The sequence below is a fragment of the Lacinutrix iliipiscaria genome, assembly GCF_042686125.1.
Taxonomy (GTDB): domain Bacteria; phylum Bacteroidota; class Bacteroidia; order Flavobacteriales; family Flavobacteriaceae; genus Oceanihabitans; species Oceanihabitans iliipiscarium.
This window is the reverse complement of the sequence record NZ_JBHUOV010000011.1, coordinates 1-18,316: the sequence shown is the minus strand read 5'-3', so window position 1 is coordinate 18,316 and position 18,316 is coordinate 1. Positions and strand designations below refer to the sequence as shown.

The window sequence follows — 18,316 nt, the reverse complement described above, 5'->3', positions numbered from 1 at the left end:
GAAATACAGTTTATGGTTTTTGATGAGGATGAAAAGCTAGTAATTAATAATGTGTTAAATTATCCAAACCCTTTTGTCAATTATACAGAATTTTGGTTCAATCACAATAGTTCTGCTCCATTAGACGTTTCTGTACAAATATTTACCGTTTCTGGTAAATTAGTAAGAACCTTAAACGGACAAACTAATTCATCAGAATGCTGTGGAAAAGGAACATCAGCGTTATCTCGCGATATTATTTGGGATGGACGTGACGATTTTGGTGATAAAATTGGAAAAGGAGTGTATGTATATAAGCTCACTGTACGTTCAAATACATTAAATAAAAAAGTCGAAAAAATAGAGAAACTTGTAATACTATAATAATAATTTATATTTGCCTAATAAAGAATAACAAATGAAAAAATCAATTTTAGCCCTAACATGCTTATTATTCCTAACTAATATTAATGCACAAACTACTGTAATTCCAGATTTTGATTCTAGAGTAATTACAACAGGTGTGCCGTTTTTATTAATCACTCCAGATGCTCGTGCAGCTGCAATGGGAGATATGGGAGTGGCCACAGGAATGGATGCTTTTTCTCAACAATGGAACCCATCTAAATATGCGTTTTCAACAGATCAACAAGGAGTTGGGATAAGTTATACACCATATTTAAGTAAATTAGTGAAAGATATCTTTTTAGGAAATCTTACTTATTATAACAAGTTAAATGAAAGAGGTGCTTTTGCAGTTAGCCTAAGGTATTTCTCCTTAGGAGATATAGAATTCGTACAAGACGAATTTTCTGAAGCGCTTGTTCAAAGACCTAATGAATTTACACTTGATGTGTCTTATGCACTTAAATTAAGCGAACAATTTGCCATGTCTGTAGCGATGCGTTATTTGCGTTCAGACTTAAAACTTAATGGTTTTGATGCAGATGCTACTGCTGCAAATACTTTTGGTGTAGATATTTCTGGATATTACCAAAGTGAAGAGGAAGCTTATAATAGTTTTAATGGTAGAACCCGTTTAGGATTTGCGATTCAAAATATTGGACCAAAATTTAAATATACCGAAGGTGGAGTTGAAAACTTTCAACCTACGACCTTACGTTTAGGTGGTGGATTTGATTTTCTTTTAGACGAATATAATAAGATTTCTGTAACAGGTGAAGTAGCTAAATTATTAGTGCCAACACCTCCAAAAACAGGAGTAGAACGCGAATATACTGACGAAAATGGTAATGGCGAATATGACGATGGTGAAGCATTAGGAGCTGTAGTAGATGATTACGTGATTATGGAAGGTAAAGATCCAGATGTGAGCTTTATTTCTGGAATATTCCAATCTTTTGGAGATGCTCCAGGTGGTTTTAGCGAAGAACTTCAAGAGTTTACTTATGCGATTGGTGCAGAGTATATGTATCAAAACTCATTTGCATTTAGAACCGGTTACTTTAATGAAGCAGAAGAAAAAGGGGCGAGAAAATTCTTTGCGATTGGCGCAGGGTTTAAATTCAATATTGTAAGAGTTGACTTGTCCTATTTGTTTTCGGCGTCTAAAGTACAGAGTCCTTTAGAGAATACATTACGTTTCTCATTGGCCTTTAATTTTGGAACAGAAACCTACTCTGAATATTAATATTGAATCAAGAATAACAAAAAACTATTGCCAAAAGCAATAGTTTTTTTGTCTAATAGAGTTTCTTATCTTTAATAAAATTTAAGCAAGTGAAAGACATCAAAATAGAATCTATATTAACAGTTTTTGACAATTTAGATGAACTCCCTAAAGCTATTATAACTTTAATGCTAGAGGCTGTTAAAGCCAGAGATAAAGCTTATGCACCTTATTCTAAATTTCATGTTGGAGCTGCAATCCTTTTAGATAATCAAGAAATCGTTACAGGAAGTAACCAAGAAAATGCTTCTTATCCTTCAGGATTATGTGCAGAACGAACAGCGGCTTATTATGCAGGAGCAAAATTTCCTAATGCTAAAATGCTAAAAATTGCAATAACTGCCGCTTCTCAAAATCAAAAAACAGAATCTCCTATTCCCCCTTGTGGTGCATGTAGGCAAGCTTTAGCAGAATATGAAGTTAAGCAAAAAGAACCTATAGATATTTATTTCATGGGCGAAACAGGGAAAGTTGTCCGATCTAAATCTTTAGCGAATCTATTACCTTTAGTATTCGATAAGTCTTCACTATAACGTTTTCGAAAAACTTTACAATTTTCAGTCTTTTTTATTACTAACTAAAGTGTTACTTTTGTTATTCGCTTGTTCCAATTTTTAATTAGGAATACAGGATAAATTCTTTTTAAGACTTGTCTTTAAGCGTTATTTTACTTTAATAATACATTAGATGCAAAAAATCACAAAAGAAGTTTACCTTAAATGGTATGAAGATATGTTGTTCTGGAGAAAGTTTGAAGACAAACTTGCTGCAGTTTATATTCAACAAAAAGTACGTGGATTTCTTCACTTATATAACGGACAAGAAGCTGTACTTGCAGGTGCTTTACATGCAATGGATTTGTCTAAAGATAAAATGATTACCGCATATCGTAATCATGTGCAACCTATCGGAATGGGCGTAGATCCTAGAAGAGTGATGGCCGAACTATATGGAAAAGCAACTGGGACATCTCAAGGGTTAGGTGGATCGATGCATATTTTCTCTAAGGAAAAAGGCTTTTATGGTGGTCATGGTATTGTTGGTGGTCAAATTCCTTTAGGTGCAGGAATGGCTTTTGGTGATAAATACCACGAAACAGGAGCGGTTACCATTTGCTGTTTTGGAGATGGAGCTGCTAGACAAGGTTCATTACATGAAACGTTTAACATGGCGATGCTATGGAAACTGCCTGTGGTTTTTGTGTGTGAAAATAATGGTTATGCCATGGGAACTTCAGTAGAACGTACCGCAAATCATACAGATGTATGGAAGTTAGGACGAGGTTATGAAATGCCTTGTGGACCTGTAGATGGTATGAATCCTATAAAAGTAGCTGAAGCTTTCGATGAAGCTATCCAACGTGCTAGAAGAGGCGAAGGACCTACTTTTTTAGAAGTGAAAACCTATAGATATCGTGGGCATTCAATGAGTGATGCTCAGCACTATAGAACAAAAGATGAGGTTGAAGAATACAAGAAAATAGATCCTATAAAACAAGTAAAAGACATTATCTTAGAAAAGAAATATGCTACTGAAACCGAACTTAAAACGATTGATAAAAGGGTGAAAAATTTAGTTAGTGAATGTGAACAGTTCGCTGAAGAATCCCCTTATCCAGATAAGAGCGTGATGTATGATGTTGTTTACGAACAAGAAGATTATCCATTTTTACCACATAAATTATAAGCTATGGCTGAGATTATAAATATGCCTCGATTGAGCGATACTATGGAAGAAGGTACTGTCGCTACGTGGCTTAAAAAAGTTGGAGATAAAGTAGAAGAAGGTGATATTCTTGCAGAAATTGAAACCGATAAGGCCACTATGGAATTTGAATCGTTTCATGAAGGTGTTTTATTGCACATTGGTGTTCAAGAAGGGGAAACGACGAAAGTTGATAAGCTTTTAGCTATTATTGGCGAAAAAGATGAAGATATTTCTACTCTATTAAATGGAGCGAATGATTCAGCAAGCGAAGTTCAAGAACAAGCTGCGGCTCCAGATAAAAGTGAAGCTCCTCAAAATGAAGAAAAAGCACCTGCAAGTGAAACCGAATTGCCTGAAGGTGTTACTGTGGTTACAATGCCTCGATTAAGTGATACAATGGAAGAAGGAACTGTTGCAACTTGGCTTAAAAAAGTTGGAGATACAGTTGAAGAAGGTGATATTCTTGCAGAAATTGAAACGGATAAAGCCACTATGGAGTTTGAATCGTTTCAATCAGGAACTCTTTTGCATGTTGGTTTAAATGAAGGCGAATCGGCTAAAGTTGATGCCCTTTTAGCTATTATTGGACCTAAAGGAACTGATGTTTCTGCAATTGCTAATAACTTTAAAATTGAAGGTGCTTCTGCTAAAATAGAGGAAACTCCAAAGCCTGTAGAAATCAAAAAAGAAACAGTAGTTTCTTCACCTAAAGCAAACAATGAAAGCACAAAAAATCAACCGCAAACAGTAACTTCTAACGGAAGGTTATTTGTATCGCCTTTAGCTAAAAAAATGGCTGAAGAGAAAGGTGTAAACTTATCTCAAGTTAGTGGTTCAGGTGAAAATGGAAGAATTGTTAAGCGTGATATTGAAAACTTTACACCTTCAGCTTCTACGACGTCAGTTGGTAAATTTGTGCCAACTGGACAAGAAGATTTTGACGAGAAAGCAAATTCGCAAATGCGTAAAGTGATTGCGAAGCGTTTAGCAGAATCTAAATTTACGGCACCTCATTATTATTTGAATGTGGAATTTGATATGGAAAACGCTATAGCATTCCGTCAACAATTCAACTCCATTCCAGACACTAAAATATCATATAATGATATGATTGTTAAAGCTTGTGCTTTAGCATTAAAGCAGCATCCACAAGTTAATTCACAATGGTTTGCCGACAAAATGCGATTAAATAATCATGTGCATATTGGCGTAGCAGTTGCTGTGGAAGACGGCTTAGTCGTTCCTGTTGTACGTTTTGCTAATGAACAAACTTTACCGCAAATTGGATCTGCAGTAAAAGATTATGCTGGAAGAGCAAGAAATAAGAAATTGACTCCTCAAGAAATGGAAGGGAGTACGTTTACAATTTCTAATTTAGGGATGTTTGGTATAGATAGTTTTACATCTATTATCAATCAGCCTAACTCTGCGATTCTTTCAGTTGGTAATATTGTTGAAAAACCAGTTGTTAAAGACGGGAAAATTGTTGTAGGTCATACAATGAAATTATGTTTAGCTTGTGACCATAGAACTGTTGATGGTGCAACAGGAGCTCAATTTTTACAAACTTTAAAAGGATATATAGAAAATCCAGTGACTATGCTAGTATAATTTTTATTTCTAGTAAAGACAATGAATTTTATAAAACAAAAACCTATTTCAAAATTTTTGAAGTAGGTTTTTTTTATCTTTAAACTCTAAAACATTAAAATGAAAAAAATACTAGTAGGGTTAATTTTTGCTTCAGTTTTAAGCTGTGGTGGTTCTAAAACCATTTCAACTGAAGACACTAAAACACATTCAGAACATACAACAACATTAAATAATGTTCAACCTGAAGAGGCATCCATTTCAATGGCGTCTATTCAAAAAAGTATGGAATATCTAACTTCTGATGAATTAGAGGGAAGAGCTACAGGAAGTGAAGGCATTGAAAAAGCAGCTGTCTTTATTGAGGATTTTTTAAAGCGAAATAATATAAAACCATATTTTGAAAGTTATCGTGATAATTTTGAATTTGAAAAACGTAAGTCTAGAGATAGTGATGTTACCGAAACTATAAAAGGCTTTAATGTGGTTGGTGTTGTTGAAGGGAATGATCCAAAACTTAAAAATGAATATATTATCCTAGGTGGTCATTACGATCATATAGGTAAAGGGAAGGTAGTTGATGGTGATAGTATTGCCAATGGTGCTAATGATGATGCTTCAGGAACAATTGCAGCCATGGAATTTGCCGCTTATTTTGCTAAAACCAAAACTAATAAACGCAGCATATTAGTCACCTTATATAGTGCTGAAGAAATGGGATTAAAAGGCTCAGGCCATCTAGCTGAACGCCTTAAAAGCGTTGGTTTAAATGCCTACACGATGATTAATTTTGAAATGATTGGTGTGCCAAGAGCTGAAAATGAAGCCATAGCTTATATGAGTGGTTATGAACGGTCAAATTTTGCAGAAACTTTAAATAGATATGCAGGTGAAGACTTGATTGGTTTTTTTCCTAAAGCGAAAGAATTTCAATTGTTTATGCGATCAGATAATTTCCCGTTCTTTAAAGAATTGAATATTCCAGCACATGCCATTTCTACATTCGATTTTACAAATTATGACTTTTACCATCATGTAGACGATGAAGCCGACAAAATGGATTATGAGCATATGACTAATTTTATAAATAAAATGATTCCAGCACTTGAAGGCATGATGAACGCACCAACTAAAGAAGTGATTTTAAAAGATGAGTAAAAATATTATCATTACAGGAACGAGTAGAGGTATTGGTTTTGAACTTGTTCACTTGTTTGCCAATCAAGGTCATAATGTATTAGCCTTGTCGCGAAATGCACAACCTGTAAATAATTTACATTTTGAGAATATTACTTCGATGGCTTTTGATTTGAGTCATGCCGAAGATTATAAAAAAGTTGAAGACTTTATTCAAACCGAATGGAAACAAGTTGATATCTTAATTAATAATGCTGGAACATTATTGAATAAACCCTTTGCTGAAACCTCGATGAAGGATTTTGACTATGTTTATAAAACCAACGTTTTTGGTGTTGCTGAAATGAGCAGAATTGTGATTCCCTTTATGAAACAAGATAGTCATGTTGTGACGATTAGTTCAATGGGAGGCGTTCAAGGTAGTATGAAATTCCCAGGACTTTCAGCTTATAGTTCTAGTAAAGGCGCTGTGATTACCTTAACCGAATTGTTAGCTGAAGAATACAAAGCAACTGGGCCACAATTTAATGTCTTGGCCTTAGGTGCTGTTCAAACCGAGATGTTAAAAGAAGCTTTTCCAGATTATCAAGCGCCAACCACAGCAGTCCAAATGGCTGAATATATTTTCGATTTTGCTCTTAAAGGAAATGCACTTTATAATGGGAAATTATTGCAAGTCTCTAATTCTACACCTTAATTATTGCAAATGGCGTAAGCCTTCATAAATAACAATGCTTACCGCATTCGCTAAGTTTAAACTTCTAACGTTTTTACTGTAGATAGGGATTTTATATAACTTGTTAGAATGACTTTCAAGTATAGATTTTGGGAGTCCCACAGATTCCTTTCCAAAGATTACAAAGAGTTCGTCTTCAAATGGAATTTCCCAATGGTTTTGTTTGCCATGACTTGATAAAAACACCATTTTCACACCTTCATTTTTATTGAAGAAGTCATCAATGTTTTCATAATAATACAGATTAAGATGTTGCCAGTAATCTAATCCAGCACGTTTTAATCTAGAATCAGTAATTTCGAAACCAAAGGGTTTTACTAAATGTAAATTTGATCCTGAAGCCAAAGCCAAACGCCCAATATTTCCAGTGTTATTGGGTATTTCAGGCTCAATTAAGACGATATTTAATGCCATATTTTTTTACGAAAGTAAAATCTTTTTAACTAGGGAGTATTATTTGGTTTAATGAATTTGAGAATAATCAGCCGTAGCAATAATATAAATGGAAAGCCATGTAAAAAAACATCAAACCAATCCATAAACTGCATTCCAACGCCACCTCCCAATAGCCATTTCATTTTTCCATAAATATGTGGCTCGGGAAAAAAAGGAGCCAAACCTAAGGTCAAGCAAAGTAACGTTATTAGTTTCCAATTATTTAATAATTTCATTTGACTTAATTATTGATTTAACAAAACTATCAATTTTATGAATACCATTAGTATTTAAATGTTTAATAAAGGCAGAACCTATAATAGCGCCTTTAGCATGAGTTGTGGCTTGATTATAGGTGTCGTTATTATGTATTCCAAAACCAACAATTTGAGGGTTTTTTAGTGTCATTTCGGCAATGCGTTTAAAGTAATTTATTTGGGTATCTCCAAAACCAGAATCGCCACCTGTTACACTTGCACTGCTTACCATATAAATAAATCCGTTGGAAATTGAATCTATAAATTCAATACGTTCTTTAGTGGTTTGAGGTGTAATTAAGAACACATTAATTAATCCATATTTTTCAAAAATGGCTTTGTAATTTTCATGATAAATATCTACTGGTAAATCAGGAATGATAAAGCCATCAATACCTATGTCTTGACATTTTTTACAAAACGCTTCTACACCATACTGTAAAATAGGATTAAAATAACCCATTATTATGAGAGGAATAGACACCGTTTTTCTGATGTCTTTTAACTGATTAAAAAGAACATCTGTAGTCATGCCGTTTTTAAGGGCTTGAGTGGAACTTGCTTGAATGGTTGGTCCATCTGCTAATGGATCGCTAAAAGGTAATCCGATTTCTATCATATCGACACCATTGTGTTCTAAGTTTTGAATGATCGTTCCGGTGTCTTCAAGATTTGGGTAACCAGCTGTAAAATATATCGATAGCAGTTTTTTATCTTCTTGTAGTTTTTGATTGATTCTGTTCATAGTAATTATCGTCAGCCTGAACTTGTTTCAGGGCTTTATTTTCTTTTATCACTTTTGTGAATGTAATAATCTCGTTGTAATCATATTGTATAGATTCCGTATCAAGGATGGAATGACAATGTTTATTCTATTTTGCGTTAATGATTACCCATTGGTTAATATTTTATAACTCAAAATGATTGATATACGTTTCTAAATCTTTATCGCCTCGTCCAGATAAATTCAACACTACAATATCTTGAGGTTGAAACGTTTTCTTTTCAAAAATGGCTAAGGCATGAGCGCTTTCGATAGCAGGAATGATGCCTTCTAGTTGACATAATTCTAATCCAGCAGACATGGCTTGCTCATCTGTAATTGAAATAAATTCAGCACGACCTGTTTTAAATAAATGGGCGTGCATAGGACCAACACCAGGATAATCTAAACCAGCTGAAATGGAATAAGGCTCAGTTATTTGTCCGTCTTTAGTTTGCATGAGTAACGTTTTACTACCATGAATAATACCTTCTTTTCCTAGTATGGAAGTCGCTGCACTTTCTCCAGAATTAACGCCTTTTCCAGCAGCTTCTACTGCAATAAGTTTCACATTAGTATCTTCTAAAAAATGATAATAGGCACCAGCAGCATTACTGCCACCACCAACGCAAGCAATGACATAATCTGGATTAGATTGGAGTTCTTTTTCATTTAATTGCCATTTAATTTCTTCTGAAATGATGGCTTGAAATCGCGCCACCATATCTGGATAAGGATGAGGGCCAACCACACTTCCAATAATATAATGTGTGTTTATTGGGTTGTTTATCCAATCACGAATAGCTTCGTTGGTAGCATCTTTTAGCGTTCTGCTTCCAGACTTAGCAGGAACAACAGTTGCGCCTAACATTTTCATTCGAGCCACATTTGGTGCTTGTCTGGCGATGTCGATTTCACCCATGTAAACGATACATTCCAATCCCATTAAAGCACACACAGTTGCAGTAGCTACACCATGCTGTCCAGCGCCAGTTTCAGCAATGATGCGCTGTTTGCCTAAACGTTTAGCGACAAGAATCTGCCCAATTGTATTGTTTATTTTATGTGCTCCCGTATGATTTAAGTCTTCTCTTTTTAAATATATTTTGGTGTTGTATTTTTCGGAGAGTCGTTTAGCAAAATAGAGTGGAGAAGGCCTTCCAACATAATCTTTAAGGAGTTGATTAAACTCCTTTTGAAAAGAGGGTTCTTCCATTATTTTTAAATAATTCTGACGTAATTCTTCGACATTTGGATACAACATTTCAGGAATGTATGCGCCTCCAAATTCACCATAATAACCATTGTTGTTTATATTGTAACTCATAGTTGAGATTTAAATACGTTTAATAATTCTACATCTTTTAATCCAGCGTCAATTTCAAATTTGCTATTTACATCTAGAGCATGACAGTATTTTGAAGCTTCTATATTTTGAAACGCTTTTAGATTTTCCAGCGAGTCTATGCCAATCCCACCACTTAAAAAATAAGGTTTAGTGGAAGCGTAATTTTTTAAAATAGTCCAATCGAATTCATAACCATTTCCTCCAGGATGCTTCCCTTTGGTGTCAAATAAAAAGAAATCACAAACGGCTTCATAAGGTGTTAAAACGGAAAAATCGAAGTGATCTTTAATTGAGAATACTTTAATAACTTCGATGTTAATAGATTTAAGTAGCTTACATATTTCGGGAGATTCGTGACCATGTAATTGGATTGCAGATAACTGATGCTTTTTTATTTGATGTACTATACTTTCAATTTTTTCATCCACAAAAACGCCCACTTTTTTTATGTTTTTTGGAAGTTTCGGAATAGTATCTTCAAAAAAACGAGATGACTTTTCGTGAAATATAAATCCAAGATAGTCTGGTTGTAATGCCGCAACGTCTTGTATGTTTTTTTTAAATTTCATACCGCAGATTTTTAGTTTCATAATGCTAAGTCTTTAATGAATTGCGCTGCGCTAATTCCGGGATTGTCTGTTTTCATGAAATTTTCACCAATTAAAAACCCTTGATAGCCATAAGGTTGTAGTTCTTTGATAGCTTTAATAGAACTAATTCCGCTTTCAGACACTTTTATAAAATCTTCAGGAATTAGTGTGCTTAAAGCTTTACTAGTTTCTAAACGGACTTCAAAAGTTTTTAAGTTTCTATTATTGACGCCTAACATATCTATGGATGGCATTATTGATTTATGTAATTCAGTTTCATTATGAACTTCTAATAACACTTCTAAATTTAGGCGTTTCGCTAGTTCTGAAAATTGCTTTATCTCTGCTTTGGAAAGTATGGCAGCGATTAATAAAATGACATCTGCTCCAAAAGCTTTTGCTTCTATAATTTGATAAGCATCAATGATGAATTCTTTGCGAAGTAATGGCAAGGTGCAACTTGCTCTCGCTGTTAATAAATCATCTAAAGACCCTCCAAAGTATTTTCCGTCGGTGAGAACAGACATGCCGCAAACACCAGCGTTTTCGTAGCCTTTAGCTATATCATAAACGTTTAAACTATTGTTTATAATAGATTTTGAAGGCGAACGTCTTTTGTGTTCGGCAATAATTCCTGTTGTACTTTGACTTAAATTATTTGTTAAAGAAATAGGTTCTCTTTCAAATAAAACGGATGATTCTAATTGTTTAATAGGAATCAGTTGTTTTCTAAGACGTACTTCGATGCGTTTATCTGCTACTATTTTATCTAAAATATTCATGAATTACTTAATGCTATTAAGGTGTTTAATGCTGTTTTAGCTTTTCCATTAAATAGTGACTCTTTAGCCAACTCAAATCCAGACTTATGATCTATTTGTTGTACTGTCGCTATGGCTAATCCAGCATTAGCACACACGACATTATTTTGAGCTTCTGTACCTTTTCCGTTAATGACATTTAAAAATATTTTTGCTGAAGATTTCACAGAGTCACCTCCAAAAATATCACTTTGTTGTATTTGGCTTAAGCCTAAATCCTTTGACGAAAACATTGATTCAGACGTGTTTGACACTACTTTGGTGTCACTGGTTAACGAGATTTCATCATAGCCATCTAAAGAATGAATAATGTTATAATTTTTGTCGGTTTTCTGATAGAGATAACTATAGATACGTTGTAACTCTAAATTAAAAACACCAACAATTTGATTTTTGGGGAAGGATGGATTTACCATTGGACCTAACATATTAAAAAAGGTTTTTACGCCTAATGCCTTTCTAATTGGTGCGACATTTTTCATGGCTGGATGAAATAACGGAGCATGTAAAACACAAATTCCAGCTTTATCTAGAGCACGTTTTAAGACGTCTTCGTCATTAGAAAAGGTGAGTCCTAAATATTCCATAACATTAGACGAGCCACACGTTGAAGATACGCCGTAATTACCGTGTTTTGCTACTTTTACTCCAGCGCCTGCAGTTACAAATGAAGCCAATGTAGAAATGTTAAAGGTGTCTTTTCCGTCACCTCCAGTGCCGCATAAATCGATGGTATTAAAGTCAGTCAAGTCAATAGGAATACATAGCTCTAATAAGGCGTCACGAAAACCTTGAAGTTCTTCTAAAGTGATGTTTCTCATCATATAAACCGTTAAGAATGATGCAATCTGACTTTGATTATAGTCTCCTTTAGAGATGTTAACTAAAACCTGTTTTGCTTCCTCACTCGAAATGCTTTCATGGTTTATAAGTCTGTTTAGTATGTCTTTCATTTTAGCTATTTAACCAGTTTTTTAATATGTGTTTTCCATTTGGTGTTAACACCGATTCAGGATGATATTGTACTGCACGAACATCATAAATTTTGTGTCTTAATGACATGATTTGACCGTTATCATCAAAAGAAGTGGCCTCTAAAGTGTCTGGTAAATTGCTATCTACGACCCAAGAGTGATAACGCCCTACGCTAAACGATTTTTCTAAGCCTTCAAAAAGCGATTCATCATCAACACAAGTGGTGACTTTGGTGGCTATACCATGAAAGACAGTTTCTAAGTTTATTAATGAGGCGCCAAAGACTTCTCCAATAGCTTGTTGCCCTAAACACACACCTAAGATGCTTTTTGTAGGTGCGTATTTTTTAATAATGGCTTTTAATAAACCCGCTTCTTCTGGTAGTCCAGGACCAGGCGACAAGACGATTTTGTCAAATGAATCAACCTCGTCTAAAGTGAGTTTGTCGTTTCGTTTGACAACGACGTCACAATTTAAGTCTTCTAAATAATGCACTAAATTATAAGTGAAGCTGTCGTAATTATCTATAACTAGTATTTTTTTCATATTTATAGTCCTATGAAATAGGAGTCTGTTTTAGTTCAATTTTTTAATTCTCGTTCTACTTTGCGTTAAGGATTGAAAGGTTTGTTTGAGCTCATCTTCGATAGCGAGCCTTGAAAGCCTGACCCATGTGGTAACGCCATAATATTAAATATGTTCAGCCAATTTAATAGCTTTAGTTAATGCGCCTAATTTATTATACACTTCTTGAAGTTCATCTCCTGGATTAGATTTTGAGACTATTCCAGCACCAGCTTGCCAATGCAATTGATGGTTTTTACTGAGGAACGTTCGAATCATAATTGCGTGATTAAAATTACCATCAAAATCCATAAAACCAATAGCGCCACCATAAAATGTTCTATTAGTTTTCTCGTATTGATCGATAAGTTGCATGGCTTTATGCTTTGGAGCGCCACTTAATGTGCCTGCAGGAAAGGTGTCTGCAACAATTTGCATTGTGGACACATTCTCGTGTTTCTTTCCGACCACTTTACTCACTAAATGAATGACATGCGAAAAATACTGAATGGCTCTATAAGTTTCTACTTTGACCTGACTTCCATGTTTGCTTAAATCGTTTCTAGCCAAATCAACCAGCATGACATGTTCTGCATTTTCTTTTTCATCTTCTGCTAAATGCCTTGCGAGTTCAGCATCTTTTTCATCATTTCCTGTGCGTTTGTATGTTCCTGCAATGGGGTGAATTTCGGTTTGCCCATTGGAAACGACGAGTTGTGCTTCTGGCGAACTTCCGAAAATTTTGAAATTCCCATAATCGAAGTAGAATAAGTAAGGCGAAGGGTTTATGTTTCTTAGAGCGCGATAGACATTAAATTCATCGCCTTTAAAACGCTGGGTGAAATTTTTTGAAAGCACCAATTGAAACACATCACCTTTAGCGCAATGTTTTTTTGCTAATTCAACATGTGCTTTATATTCGTCATCTGAAAGATTGGATGTTATTTCACCATTGGATGAAAATTGATAAGAAGCAAAACTTTTTGATTTTATAAGTTGATGTATTTCTTCAATATTGTTATCTGTATTATGGCAATGTGCGAAAATATAGGCTTCATTATTAAAATGATTGATGGCGATTATATTTTGATAAATGGCATAGTAAATATCAGGAATATTAATGGCGTCTTCTTTTTTTGTGATTTTAATGTCTTCAAAATACTTTACTGCATCGTAGGCTGTGTAACCAAATATGCCATTGTTTATAAATTTAAATTGATCTTTAGACATGACTTTAAAGCGCTGAGTAAATTTGTGAATTTCTTCAGTGACTTGGGTGTTTTTGATGTAATTTTTTTTAGAGCTACCATCTGGAAAATGTTGAACTATAGTATCATTTTTAACCTCTATTGATGCAATAGGGTTAAAGCAGATATAAGAAAAACTATTATCATTCGCATGGTAGTCACTGCTCTCTAATAAAATGCTATTGGGGAATTTATCCCGAATTTTAAGATAAATACTAACAGGTGTTATGGTGTCTGCTAGTATTTTTTTGTGATGTGTGTATAGACTAAAGGTTTTCATTTTTTTGTATTAAAAAAGGCTTGTCGTGATTGACAAGCCTTTTAGATATTTTAATTTAAATATTAAGATAGGATTAGATCACGAAAATTGAGTTTCGAAAATTCCACCACCACATATTTAAAATAGAGTTCATGTTTTTTTATTTGTGTCAAATATAGGTATCTAAAATGATAATTCCGAAAATATGATATAAAAAAACTACCATTTGCATGGTAGTTTGAGTAGTTACTAGGCTGTAAAGAGAATTAGTTAGCTATTAATCGAATCTTTACTAGTAACAATATTATGGTATATTTTATATTAAATTGAGTACGAGGGATTAGAAGTACCATCAAATATAATAAATATAAATGGAACTACAATAACTAATTAAAATTATGTTAAATGAGATTTGAAATGATTGATAATGTATATTTTTACAACTATGAATATAAGAATTTTGTTAATTTTATGTGTTTTCGTTTTTGGGTGTAAAAATGAAAATAAAACTGAAGAATTACCTGTCGTTGCTGAAAAAGTAAATGATCAGAGTGAAGATTATAATTTAGAAGTTTATAATTTCGAAGAATTTGAAAAATTTATTAATCTGTCTGATGACACCACCTATGTTGTAAATTTTTGGGCAACTTGGTGTGCACCTTGTATTAAAGAATTACCTTATTTTGAACAACTTAATGACAGGTATCAGGATAAGAAGGTGAAAGTTTTATTGGTGAGTTTAGATTTTCCTAAGCTCTATGAAAAGAAATTAATACCTTATATAACAAAGCATAAGTTAAAATCAAAAGTAATTGCACTTAATGATCCGGATTCGAATTCTTGGATTCCAAAAGTTAATGAAAATTGGTCTGGAGCTATACCAGCAACATTAATTTATAATAAAAATAAGCGTCAGTTTTATGAGCAATCTTTTAACTATGACGAATTAAAAACAGAAGTTGAACAATTTTTAAAATAATAAACAATGAAAAAAGTAATTAAAATCATTTCAGTATTAACCATTGTTGTGCTAATTAGTGCCTTCACCATGAACACATCTAATGATAGTCAAGGTTACCAAGTTGGTGATGTTGCTACTGATTTTAAATTAAAAAATATTGATGGAAACATGGTGTCTTTAGCCGATTTTAACGACGCCAAAGGTTTTATAGTTATCTTTACTTGTAATACTTGCCCTTATGCTGTTGCCTATGAAGATAGAGTAGAAGCTTTAAACAAAAAGTATGCAGACCAAGGGTATCCTGTTATTGCGATTATGCCTAATAACACAGACGTAAAACCAGGTGATAATTTTGAAGCCATGCAAGCAAGAGCTAAAGCAAAAGGATTTACATTTCCTTATTTATTAGACGAGGGTCAAAAAATATATCCTCAATATGGAGCCACTAAAACACCTCACGTTTATTTACTTCAAAAAACTAAGAAAGGAAATGAAGTGATGTACATAGGTGCTATTGATGATAATTACCAAGATGCTTCTGCAGTGAGTAAAAAGTATGTCGAAAATGCTGTAGATGCCTTGTTAAGTGGTAAAGACATTGAAGAAAAACAGACTAGAGCTATAGGATGCTCAATAAAAGTTTAATTTTTATCTTCATATAAAAATCAATCCGAAGCGTAACACTTCGGATTTTTTTTCGTCTAGTTGGTAAAGAAATCTTATTTTAGTAAAAAAATAGAATTAAATAATGGCAGATTTACCTCAACAACAATGGGCTGAAGAATTATCAAACGACAACAATGCAGTTATTTTAGATGTTAGAACAGATGAAGAAACAGAAGAAGGTATTATACCCAATGCTATAGTTGCAGATATTTATCAAGGCCAAGAATTTATAAATCAATTAGAAGCTTTAGATAAAAGCAAAACTTATTATGTGTATTGTCGTTCAGGAGGACGTAGTGCTCAAGCCTGTGCTATAATGAATCAATTGGGTTTTGCGAATACTAAAAATCTTTTAGGAGGTTTTAGTGAGTGGACAGGTGATGTATCTAATAACTAAATCAAAATCAATGAAAAATTTATCTTTAGTACTCGTGTTTGTAATTGCTTTCATTAGTTTAAATTGTAAGAATGATGTAGATGATGAAATAAAATTAGTTTCAACCGAAGAGATGCAAACTATTTTAAAGATGGATGAGGTGCAATTGGTAGATGTTAGAACACCTGAAGAATTTTCAGGAGGTTATATTAAAAATGCTCAAAACATAGATTTTATGTCTCCTACCTTTGAGCAAGATATCTTAAAATTAGATAAAGAAAAACCTGTAGTACTCTATTGCCATTCTGGCCGTAGAAGTGCTAATTGCGCACAAAAACTAAAAGATGCAGGCTTTAAAAAAATCTATGATTTAGAAGGAGGTATTTCTACATGGAAACATGAAGGCCTAGCTGTAGAGCACTAAAAAAATAAAGCTATTACTGAGCAATTATAATTTTTTTGGTCACCACTCTGTTTTTACTTTTTATTTCTACGATATGTTGAGCATTAGATGCTCTAATTGGAACAGAATAATAGTTTTGATTATGTTGCTTAGTGCCTTTTGATTTTCTTCCTAAAATGTCATAAACATTAACTTCTTGTATTAAATTAATATTGTTTTTTGCCTTTACAATTAACTGTTGAGAGGCTTTATTATAAAAGACTGTTAGGGAGTTCATTTCATCTTCTTCAACGCTAAGAAAAATATCTGAATTGACATTATCTTCAGAAAACGTTATGTAATATCGATTTGTATATTCTCCACTATTTGAATAGCCAGTATAATCATTATCGTTGATTTGTGTAAATGTGTTTAAATGAGCATCAAAAACATAAACATTAATGTCTTCATTAAAATTTTCAAGTGCATGAAGTTTAATCTCGATATCTCCTGAATGACTTAAAAATAGACCTAATGGATAAATTTTAGAATCGTTAAAAGCACCAACACCTTGAATAACATAACGTTGGTCTTCAATCATCCAATTTAAATCATCTGGGAAGTTGTCCACATTTAGACCATCATAGCCATAATCTACACCATCTGTTGCTGCATTATCTGGAGTGAAAGCTAATAATAAGTGTCTAACATAGCCTGTAGGTGTCGTAAAATCTATCCTTACTCTTTGGATAGGACTGTTTATAGATTCTGCAATTTGATTAGTTTTATTAAAACTATCTGCACTAACATTAAATATCATGCAAGCAGAAATTAGTAAATACAATAGGGTAGATTTGTACATTAGATTTGGGGTTTAATGTGTTCTTAATCAGGAACTAATTTAATAAAAATACAAATAAATATCTATGAAATACAATAATAATCGATGAAATGCATGTTTGTTTTGTGTTTTATCTCATAAAAAAGGCTGAAATCTTTAAATTTCAGCCTTTTTTGATGTTTTAAATTATAAATCTAGTTTTTAATCAGTCTTTTAATAATTGAGTGTCCATCTTCATTATTGGTAATCTCAATAAAATAGGTTCCTGAAGAAATTCTATTCAAATGATTTATAGTTAGTGTACTGTTTTGTGGAGTTTGATTATCAAGCTTAGTAATAATTCTACCACTAATATCATATAGTACTAATCCAATAGCATTACTGTTGTAGTTGCTTGGTAATTTAATTGTAATTAAATTATTAAACGGGTTAGGAAAAACTTGAGTTGTTTCTAATACGTTATCTGTAGTACTTAAAGTACCAACAACTATATTTATCATATAATCTTCAACTTCACCATAGTCAAAACTATCACAAGGGTCATTAGGAGTTGTAGCATCATCCATTAAAACACGCATTCGTGTTACACCAGCGGTTAAACCACTAGGGACTGTGAAATTCCCAGAAACACTTGCTGCATTTGTAGCAGAATTTTGAAAAATGCGTTCAGAAGTTTCAAATGTACCATCTCTATCATAATCAATCCAAACGGCATAACCTTCATTGTAAGTTGAACTAGGCCATTCAGGTGTTATTGTAATTGTATATTGTGTGTCAACTTCTATATCTGTTGGAGTAACTCCAGTAAAGTTTGAATATCCCGTTCCGTCTGTACCATCACCAGAAGTATTATTCCAGCTTCCAATTTGCACATTACTAATATATTCATAGCTATCATTATTCCCGTTTGCAGCACAATATGCAATTAGCGTCGTAAAAAGTATAGAATCAGAATAGTTAGAAGCAGGAAACGCTCCACAAATCGAACGGAC

The 18,316-nt window shown here is 33.4% G+C and carries 21 protein-coding genes; 11 read left to right on the top strand and 10 right to left on the bottom strand.

Annotation, left to right across the window (positions count from 1 at the left end):
• From ACFS5M_RS12490 to ACFS5M_RS12460, 7 genes are all read left to right on the top strand, one after another.
• A partial coding sequence (locus ACFS5M_RS12490; RefSeq protein ID WP_379898996.1) for a hypothetical protein occupies positions 1–363 on the top strand: 363 nt, incomplete at its 5' end.
• Between the two features lie 34 nt (positions 364–397).
• Positions 398–1,630, top strand: coding sequence for a type IX secretion system outer membrane channel protein PorV (porV, locus tag ACFS5M_RS12485; RefSeq protein ID WP_183490036.1), 1,233 nt, complete (start codon positions 398–400; stop codon positions 1,628–1,630).
• Positions 1,631–1,719: 89 nt separating this feature from the next.
• A complete protein-coding gene (gene cdd / locus ACFS5M_RS12480) occupies positions 1,720–2,202 on the top strand; it encodes a cytidine deaminase (protein WP_183490033.1) in 483 nt (160 codons plus the stop codon).
• Positions 2,203–2,356: 154 nt separating this feature from the next.
• Positions 2,357–3,355 carry a pyruvate dehydrogenase (acetyl-transferring) E1 component subunit alpha gene (gene pdhA / locus ACFS5M_RS12475; RefSeq protein WP_183490030.1) on the top strand — a complete coding sequence of 333 codons (999 nt, stop codon included), beginning with the start codon at positions 2,357–2,359 and terminating at the stop codon, positions 3,353–3,355.
• A 3-nt stretch (positions 3,356–3,358) separates the two neighbouring features.
• Positions 3,359–4,987: a pyruvate dehydrogenase complex dihydrolipoamide acetyltransferase gene (locus tag ACFS5M_RS12470; protein WP_183490027.1), complete on the top strand. Its 1,629-nt coding sequence runs from the start codon at positions 3,359–3,361 to the stop codon at positions 4,985–4,987.
• A 99-nt stretch (positions 4,988–5,086) separates the two neighbouring features.
• Complete coding sequence (locus ACFS5M_RS12465) at positions 5,087–6,124, top strand: M28 family metallopeptidase (RefSeq protein WP_183490024.1); 1,038 nt, start codon at positions 5,087–5,089, stop codon at positions 6,122–6,124.
• Positions 6,117–6,800: an SDR family NAD(P)-dependent oxidoreductase gene (locus ACFS5M_RS12460; RefSeq protein ID WP_183490023.1), complete on the top strand. Its 684-nt coding sequence runs from the start codon at positions 6,117–6,119 to the stop codon at positions 6,798–6,800. The genes ACFS5M_RS12465 and ACFS5M_RS12460 overlap by 8 nt, the downstream gene beginning before the upstream one ends.
• Here ACFS5M_RS12460 and ACFS5M_RS12455 read toward each other — a convergent pair whose 3' ends face one another.
• The 8 genes from ACFS5M_RS12455 to ACFS5M_RS12420 form a co-directional block, all read right to left on the bottom strand.
• A complete protein-coding gene (locus ACFS5M_RS12455; protein WP_183490020.1) occupies positions 6,801–7,253 on the bottom strand; it encodes a tRNA (cytidine(34)-2'-O)-methyltransferase in 453 nt (150 codons plus the stop codon).
• Positions 7,254–7,493: 240 nt separating this feature from the next.
• On the bottom strand, positions 7,494–8,276 hold the full coding sequence (gene trpA / locus ACFS5M_RS12450; protein ID WP_183490017.1) for a tryptophan synthase subunit alpha: 783 nt from the start codon (positions 8,274–8,276) through the stop codon (positions 7,494–7,496).
• A gap of 163 nt (positions 8,277–8,439) precedes the next feature.
• Positions 8,440–9,621, bottom strand: coding sequence for a tryptophan synthase subunit beta (gene trpB / locus ACFS5M_RS12445; RefSeq protein ID WP_183490014.1), 1,182 nt, complete (start codon positions 9,619–9,621; stop codon positions 8,440–8,442).
• Positions 9,618–10,232, bottom strand: coding sequence for a phosphoribosylanthranilate isomerase (locus ACFS5M_RS12440; protein WP_183490011.1), 615 nt, complete (start codon positions 10,230–10,232; stop codon positions 9,618–9,620). The genes trpB and ACFS5M_RS12440 overlap by 4 nt, the downstream gene beginning before the upstream one ends.
• Entirely contained in the window at positions 10,229–11,014 is a 786-nt protein-coding gene (gene trpC / locus ACFS5M_RS12435) for an indole-3-glycerol phosphate synthase TrpC (RefSeq protein ID WP_183490008.1), read from the bottom strand. Before trpC ends, ACFS5M_RS12440 begins: the two co-directional genes overlap by 4 nt.
• Positions 11,011–12,006, bottom strand: coding sequence for an anthranilate phosphoribosyltransferase (trpD, locus tag ACFS5M_RS12430; RefSeq protein ID WP_183490005.1), 996 nt, complete (start codon positions 12,004–12,006; stop codon positions 11,011–11,013). The genes trpC and trpD overlap by 4 nt, the downstream gene beginning before the upstream one ends.
• A gap of 1 nt (position 12,007) precedes the next feature.
• Entirely contained in the window at positions 12,008–12,574 is a 567-nt protein-coding gene (locus tag ACFS5M_RS12425; RefSeq protein WP_183490002.1) for an anthranilate synthase component II, read from the bottom strand.
• A 144-nt stretch (positions 12,575–12,718) separates the two neighbouring features.
• Complete coding sequence (locus ACFS5M_RS12420; RefSeq protein ID WP_183489999.1) at positions 12,719–14,119, bottom strand: anthranilate synthase component I family protein; 1,401 nt, start codon at positions 14,117–14,119, stop codon at positions 12,719–12,721.
• Positions 14,120–14,543: 424 nt separating this feature from the next.
• Here ACFS5M_RS12420 and ACFS5M_RS12415 point away from each other — a divergent pair, with 424 nt between their 5' ends.
• From ACFS5M_RS12415 to ACFS5M_RS12400, 4 genes are all read left to right on the top strand, one after another.
• Positions 14,544–15,077: a redoxin domain-containing protein gene (locus tag ACFS5M_RS12415; protein ID WP_183489996.1), complete on the top strand. Its 534-nt coding sequence runs from the start codon at positions 14,544–14,546 to the stop codon at positions 15,075–15,077.
• Between the two features lie 6 nt (positions 15,078–15,083).
• Positions 15,084–15,704 (top strand): thioredoxin family protein, encoded by a 621-nt coding sequence (locus tag ACFS5M_RS12410; protein WP_183489993.1) that lies wholly within the window; start codon positions 15,084–15,086, stop codon positions 15,702–15,704.
• A 103-nt stretch (positions 15,705–15,807) separates the two neighbouring features.
• Positions 15,808–16,122, top strand: coding sequence for a rhodanese-like domain-containing protein (locus ACFS5M_RS12405; RefSeq protein ID WP_183489989.1), 315 nt, complete (start codon positions 15,808–15,810; stop codon positions 16,120–16,122).
• 10 nt (positions 16,123–16,132) lie between these two features.
• Entirely contained in the window at positions 16,133–16,525 is a 393-nt protein-coding gene (locus ACFS5M_RS12400) for a rhodanese-like domain-containing protein (RefSeq protein WP_183489987.1), read from the top strand.
• Positions 16,526–16,538: 13 nt separating this feature from the next.
• On the opposite strand, the gene ACFS5M_RS12395 is transcribed toward ACFS5M_RS12400, so the two are convergent.
• The gene (locus ACFS5M_RS12395; RefSeq protein ID WP_183489984.1) at positions 16,539–17,345 is read right to left on the bottom strand and encodes a T9SS type A sorting domain-containing protein; all 807 of its coding nucleotides are present in this window, start codon (positions 17,343–17,345) and stop codon (positions 16,539–16,541) included.
• A gap of 173 nt (positions 17,346–17,518) precedes the next feature.
• A partial coding sequence (locus ACFS5M_RS12390) for a GEVED domain-containing protein (protein ID WP_379898985.1) occupies positions 17,519–18,316 on the bottom strand: 798 nt, incomplete at its 5' end.